The organism is Bradyrhizobium manausense (assembly GCF_001440035.1).
Lineage (GTDB): Bacteria > Pseudomonadota > Alphaproteobacteria > Rhizobiales > Xanthobacteraceae > Bradyrhizobium > Bradyrhizobium manausense.
This window is the reverse complement of sequence record NZ_LJYG01000020.1, coordinates 1-2,573: the sequence shown is the minus strand read 5'-3', so window position 1 is coordinate 2,573 and position 2,573 is coordinate 1. Positions and strand designations below refer to the sequence as shown.

Here is a 2,573-nt window from a genome sequence, read left to right as displayed (position 1 = left end):
GGTAGCCGCTCGGTGAATATCCGACGCGGGCATTGCGGATTCGCGCATCGAAACCGTCGCGCGTGAAGCCGGATTTCGACAACCCGCCCCTGCCACGGAAGATCGGCTAAGCGTCGCACGTAGTGGCTGTGGACGCGACCCGTCTGGTAGCCGCAACAGGGACAGAGTGAGACCGCTGACTTCGGCCGAGCCACGAGCACCACCCCGTCGGTCTGGGGAAGAATCTTGACAATCGAAAGCTCGGAGGAAATCAGCGAGCGGAAGGTATGGAGCAAGGCGAATCACGGGCGTCGACTGCGATTCCGACCTTATGCCCTTATTCGAACTGTCCGTGAATCCCGCACCCTGCACCAAATATGCGGAAGAACCCAAACAGGATGAGAGCGAGTTCTCACCTTGATCGCCGCCGCCCAGTCAGTACCGGCTGTTGCGGGCGAAGCGCGACCTCGCGGGCGCAAACCGCACCAACGTTGCCAAGGCAAACCTCCGCTACCATTCGCTCAAAACCAGCGCGTTGTATGCCGCCGGCGACTGAACGACCGAGATCATCATCGACCACTTCAATCTCTGACTACCCGCCGTCAGCCGGTCTCGCATGGCGTATTGCTGGGCGCCGCTCTCGCGATTGTGCAACACGTGATGGGCCGAGGATTTGACGCATTTAAAGAATTGCCTCGCGTTCCAGATGATGAGGCCTGACCTTGTCAGAGATCATGATCGACGTTCTTCGGACAGCGTTCCTGTCCTCACAGCATGGTCTAGGATCAACTGCGTCATCAGGTTCATGAGGACCGCCCGGGCTTGCGCCGGCAGCGATGGCGCCGTTCGGCAGGCCGCTCCCGAACAGATCCATCTGCGGCTGCGGCCGGGGTTGTCGATTGTGTCGGTTATCCCCCTGGCATCGCCGTGTGCCGTGACATGAGCCTCTCCCCGATTCTGGTCGTGAGAGGCTCTCGATGCGACAGAAAGCAGGGCAGTTGACGGCGTTGATCCTTCGACGCCAGGTCGAGAAGCGGAGAGAGCGCCGCAAGTGCATCGTTGCTAACAAACGGCTGAGCTGCTAAACCTTGGCGTCAGGACTGCTGCCCGAACATCCATGCTGGAACCTCCAACCCTCGATCCGATTGCGAGCTATGCAGAGAGCAGCGGAAAGCGACATCATCAGCCTTCCCGACCCGTTCCATGAACGCAAACTCGGCGACGAGCCAGGGATGAAATCAATAAAGAACCTCGCGAAGAACGGTTTTGTGGGCGTTCTTGAGCCAGCAAGCTGAAGGAATTCAAGCGGGTTGCGATGCGACAAGACAGACAGAGCTTTTGAGGCGATGATCTACCTCGCCATGGGCGCGAACGGAAAGGCTGCATTCGAAAGGTCGCAGCCTGACAAACGCTCAAGCAACGGCCGCGCATTTGGACCCATAAGACCAAGCATAGGCAAGCCCGGTGTCACGTCCCGGATAAACAAGTGTGCGCCTTCCGGAGTGTTGCGTCGCAGCCAAGTGGAAGTCGTGCGCCTGTGACATCGCCGCTGTCACGAACAGGTACGACTCTTACGCCAGCCGGTGACCGGTCCGCCTCTATGCCGCCCCGCTCGTTCAGGCATTGCGTGTAGACAAGCTTGCCAACAGTACATCCACGTTGTTGGCGCAGATCCGGTTAAGAACCGCACAAGCACCTCGGCCGGCGACCACGTACTTGACGAAGCAACTCTGATCGAACAGCGCGACGTTCCGCGCTGTGTTGGCCACACTCTTCACCAACGATCTCGAACCAGTTTTGCCGGCCATATGAGTAGTCGATTTGCTGGGCTTTCCCGTCCAGGCAAAAGTACCCGGTCTCTCTCATCCGGCAGCCTCCGTCATAACCGCGCCAAAGCGCCTTCAATCGATCATGGAAGATGCTCTGACGAACATTGCGCGCAGAGTGTACTGCCGGTAGGACCAATGCATATTGAATAGGAGTGCCCGGCACCGCCGATAAACGCCACTCTCGTCTCGGGAACTGAGTGTATTTCCAGGTTCATATCCCGCTAGACTTCCACAGTGAGCACATCAGTCACGGGTCGGCGAGAGAACTCCGCCGACCCNCCCGCGAATTCATCTTGTTGCGCTCTCGCTCCTCATGTCGTACATCTGACATGCTAGAGCATGATGTTTTTGACTGGAATCGGGGTTCCCAGAGCGGGCGATTTCTGATTCAAGCTCCAGCTGGAGTGCGGAGGCCAGCATGGATGACGCGCCCCTATTCGGAAGACATCCGTGAACGTGCCTTGGCTCGCGCTGACGCGGGCGAGACGGTTCGTTCGATCGCGAAGGCGCTACAGATCAGCCCCTCGTGTGTGACGAAGTGGAAGAACCTAAGGCGTGATACCGGAGGCCTGGCGCCCGGCCAGATCGGCGGCCACAAGAAGCGGGTTCTGTCGGATGCCAACGCCGACTGGCTGCGCAAACGCATTCGCTCGGGGCCATTCACCTTGCGCAAGCTGACGCAGGAGCTGGCCGCACGGGGGATCAAGACAGACGTGCGGGCGGTGTGGACTTTTGTTCACGCCGAGGGGCTCAGCTTCAAAAAAA

General features: G+C 59.0%; 3 protein-coding genes and 2 pseudogenes. 1 reads left to right on the top strand and 4 read right to left on the bottom strand.

The window, feature by feature from the left end:
* From AOQ71_RS49605 to AOQ71_RS49595, 4 genes and pseudogenes are all read right to left on the bottom strand, one after another.
* A partial coding sequence (locus tag AOQ71_RS49605) for a transposase family protein (RefSeq protein ID WP_283809568.1) occupies positions 1-194 on the bottom strand: 194 nt, incomplete at its 3' end.
* Positions 195-420: 226 nt separating this feature from the next.
* A pseudogene (locus AOQ71_RS50130) lies at positions 421-715 on the bottom strand (recombinase family protein); the annotation flags it as partial.
* Between the two features lie 615 nt (positions 716-1,330).
* Positions 1,331-1,504 (bottom strand): annotated as a pseudogene (locus AOQ71_RS50545) (hypothetical protein); the annotation flags it as partial.
* Between the two features lie 91 nt (positions 1,505-1,595).
* A complete protein-coding gene (locus AOQ71_RS49595; RefSeq protein ID WP_157083361.1) occupies positions 1,596-1,787 on the bottom strand; it encodes a hypothetical protein in 192 nt (63 codons plus the stop codon).
* A 443-nt stretch (positions 1,788-2,230) separates the two neighbouring features.
* On the opposite strand from AOQ71_RS49595, the gene AOQ71_RS04235 reads away from it, so the two are divergent.
* Positions 2,231-2,573 (top strand): helix-turn-helix domain-containing protein (locus AOQ71_RS04235; RefSeq protein WP_057742297.1); only part of this gene is annotated, 343 nt, incomplete at its 3' end.